Source organism: Falsiroseomonas oryzae (assembly GCF_027856955.1).
Classification (GTDB): domain Bacteria; phylum Pseudomonadota; class Alphaproteobacteria; order Acetobacterales; family Acetobacteraceae; genus Falsiroseomonas; species Falsiroseomonas oryzae.
Window position 1 is genome coordinate 1 of sequence record NZ_JAPSMD010000525.1, and the last position, 3277, is coordinate 3277.

At 73.8% G+C, this 3277-nt stretch carries 4 protein-coding genes; 2 read left to right on the forward strand and 2 right to left on the reverse strand.

Going from position 1 to position 3277, the window contains the following annotated elements; all coding sequences use genetic code 11:
• Positions 1-220 precede the first annotated feature (220 nt).
• The gene (parA, locus tag OZN99_RS28210) at positions 221-856 is read left to right on the forward strand and encodes a ParA family partition ATPase (RefSeq protein ID WP_270938545.1); all 636 of its coding nucleotides are present in this window, start codon (positions 221-223) and stop codon (positions 854-856) included.
• 68 nt (positions 857-924) lie between these two features.
• Positions 925-1362 carry a GNAT family N-acetyltransferase gene (locus OZN99_RS28215; protein WP_270938546.1) on the forward strand — a complete coding sequence of 146 codons (438 nt, stop codon included), beginning with the start codon at positions 925-927 and terminating at the stop codon, positions 1360-1362.
• A gap of 16 nt (positions 1363-1378) precedes the next feature.
• On the opposite strand, the gene OZN99_RS28220 is transcribed toward OZN99_RS28215, so the two are convergent.
• On the reverse strand, positions 1379-1615 hold the full coding sequence (locus OZN99_RS28220) for a thioredoxin family protein (RefSeq protein WP_270938547.1): 237 nt from the start codon (positions 1613-1615) through the stop codon (positions 1379-1381).
• 26 nt (positions 1616-1641) lie between these two features.
• Positions 1642-3277 (reverse strand): permease (locus OZN99_RS28225; RefSeq protein ID WP_270938548.1); only part of this gene is annotated, 1636 nt, incomplete at its 5' end.

Below are 3277 nucleotides of genomic sequence, written 5' to 3' on the forward strand. Positions count from 1 at the left end.
CGAGGCCCGCACCACGCCGCCCGGCGACCACCGCGTCCTCGGCGGCCCGCCGGTGCCCGGCGCCACGCAGCCCGGCGCGTCGGAGGGCGTCACGACCAGCCGCGACCGCATCCCGCCCAACGTCGCGGACCGCCCGGACGCCTCCACCACCGGCCGTTAGGCCGCTGGCCGGGCCGCTGCTATCCTTCGCACCGCACAATGACCGTGCGGAGTCGCCGCCATGGCCTTCGTCGTCGCCGTCGCCCAGCGCAAGGGGGGCGTCGGCAAATCCACCCTCGCCGCCAACCTCGCCGCGGCCTTCGCCGGCCTCGGCGAGCGCGTGGCGCTGCTCGACACCGATCCGCAGAAGACGCTCTCCCATTGGCACGCGGCGCGCGGCAAGGCAGGCAGCCGCGCCAGCGTGCTGGACTTCGAGGCGCCGGCCGGCTGGCGGGTGCCCGCCACCTGCGACAAGCTGCGCCGCAGCCACGACATCGTGCTGCTGGACACGCCGCCGCACGACGACACCGATGCCCGCATCGCGATCCGCGCCGCGGATCTGGTGCTGGTGCCGCTGCAGCCCTCCCCGGCCGATCTCTGGGCCACCGGCGCCACGCTGGACTTGGCCAAGGCCGAGAAGCGCCCGGTGGCCGTCGCGCTCAACCGCGTGCCCGCCCAGGGCAAGCTGGCGGGCGAGGTGGCGGAGGCACTGCGCGAGAAGGGTCTCCGCTTGATCGATGCGCCGATCGGCAACCGCAGCGGGTTCGCCACCGCCTTCGCCGCCGGCCTCGGCGTGACGGAGGCCGCGCCCCGCTCGCTGGCCGCCGACGAGGTGCGCGCCCTGGCGCTGGCCCTGCGAAGCCTTGCCCCTCGCTGACATGCGCAGGGGGCTGGCGCCGCGGCCCCGGCCGTGGCCTCCTCCCCGGCCCGGAGCATGAAGGCGGCATGATCGACAAGGCCAGCGACATCGAGATCGTCGAGGACGCGTTCCCCGAGCTCGACGCGGTCGCCGCCATCCAGCGCGGCCTGCACGCCTACAACCAGGAAATGGGCGGCCCCTACGACCGGGAGCCGGTGACGCTGCTGGCCCGCGCGCCCGACGGCGCGGTGCGCGGCGGGCTGCTCGGCCTGACCTTCTGGGGCTGGCTCTTCATCGACTGGCTGTGGCTGGCGCGCGAGGTGCGCGGCCTCGGCCTGGGGTCGGAGTTGCTGCAACGGGCCGAGGCGGTGGCGCGCGAACGCGGCTGCGCCCATGCCTACACCGACACCTTCAGCTTCCAGGCGCCGGATTTCTGGCAGCGCAACGGCTACACGGAATTCGGCCGGCTGGACGGCATGCCGGCCGGCCATAGCCGGCTGTGGTTCCGCAAGAGCCTGGGCTGACCCGCGCCGCCGCCCTTCAGGCCGCCAGCCAGCCCTGCACTTCCGCCACCGTGGGGATGCGCCCGCTGCTGACCAGCTTCTCGTCGATGACGAGGCCGGGGGTGGACATCAGGTCGTAGGCCAGGATGTCCGTCATGTCCGTCACCTTGACGAACTCGGCCTGGACATCGGCCTTCCCGGCGGCCTCCCGCGCCACGGCTTCCAGCTTGCGGCAGTTGGCGCAGCCGGAGCCCAGGATCTTGATGGTGCGCACGGCATCCTCCTCTCGTCGGGCAGGGGTCACGCGATGGCCGCGGCATGCTGCCGCCGCCGCAGCCAGGCCAGCGCGACGCCAAGCAGGCCGAGCGCGGCGGCCAGCGCCAGCACCAGCGCCAGCCCGCCGGCGCCGTCCACCCAGGCGCCGTAGATCAGCCCGGCCGCCATGCTGAACACCGCCACCAGCCCGACATAGGCGGCGGTCTTCGCCCGGCCGATCACCGCGGTCACCATCAGCACGCTTTGCAGGCTGAGTTCCGGGTCGGCCATCAGATAGGCCAGCAGCGGGCCCGGATGCATGCCGAGGTCCAGGAACATGCGGGCCACCGGCACCTCCACCAGCGTCGGGAAATACATGAAGACGCCGAACCCGACCGCGACGGCATTGGCCTGCAGCGTGTTGCTGCCGGCCAGGCTCTCGATCCACTCCGGCCGGATCACCTGGCGCACCATGCCCACCACGAAGACGCCGACGACCAGCAGCAGGAAGATCTGCTTCACGAAGCGCCAGGATTCCCACAGCCAGGCCCGCCACTCCGCCGCCGGCAGCCGGCGCGCGAAATGCCACACCGCCAGCAGCGCGAGCCCGACCGCGAGCACGCGGCCGGTGAGCATCACCTCGAGCCCGCCGCCCCCCGGCGTCAGCCGCAGCGAAGCCAGCAGCAGCGTGCCGGCCGTCAGCCCCAGCGCCGCCGCGGTCCAGCGGTTGGCGCCCTCCGTGATGTTCTCCAGCCCACGCCACGCCGTCGCGGCGATCAGCAGCAGCACGGCGATCAGCACGGAGCCCTGGAAGCTGACGCCCTCCTCCCCCTTCGCGGCATCGAAGGGCACCAGCCGGACCAGGGTGGCCTGCCATTCCTCGGCCCAGGCCAGCGGCAGGGTGAAGCCGGCAAGCCCGGCCTTCAGCGGCCAGAGCTGCAGCGTGCCCGCGACCAGCAGCGCCACCAGCGACAGCAGCACGCCGAGCGCCGGGCCGGAGATGCTCGCCCGCTCCGCGAAGGCGCCATCCGGCTGCACCTCGCGCCGCAGGTCGTCGCGCCAGAACAGCAGCGCCATCAGCAGGCCGATGCCGATGCCGAACAGCAGGCACATCAGCAGCCGCGCGGCGGCGAACTCGGCGCCCAGGATGCTGCCCGTGTAGGCGAGCGCCATGATGTTCCCGGCCGGGGCGAAGAACAGGAAGGTGATGGCGGGGCCGATCCCCGCGCCGCGGCGGTAGATGCCGCCGAACAGCGGCACGATGGTGCAGGAGCAGACGGCCAGCAGCGAGCCCGCCGCCGCCGCGGCCGGATAGGAGACGACGGCCGGCGCCTGCCGCCCCAGCCAGCGGGTGATGCTGGCCTTCGGGATCAGCGCCGTCATGGCGCCCGCGATGAAGAAGGCCGGCACCAGGCACAGCAGCACATGCGCCGCCAGATAGGCGGCCAGGCTGCCGGCCCCTCCGGCCAGCAGCGCCAGCGTCACCTCCATCACATGGTCCTCGCCGGGCTGTTCCCCAGCGGGGTGCGCTGCGTCATCGGGCCGTCCTCCACGCCCGGCCGCCGTGGGCCGGTCGGTGCAGTCGCCAGCATGGGCCGGGATGCCTGCCGCGGCCTTGATGCGCCGCAAGCGCCGAGGCCGCGGCGCCCGCCGCGCGACGCCGGCCGGCGACGGAACCCGG

Coding starts and splice junctions, on each gene's coding strand:
- parA (WP_270938545.1), top strand. CDS start 221: ATGGCCTTCGTCGTCGCCGTCGCCCAGCGCAAGGGGGGCGTCGGCAAA.
- OZN99_RS28215 (WP_270938546.1), top strand. CDS start 925: ATGATCGACAAGGCCAGCGACATCGAGATCGTCGAGGACGCGTTCCCC.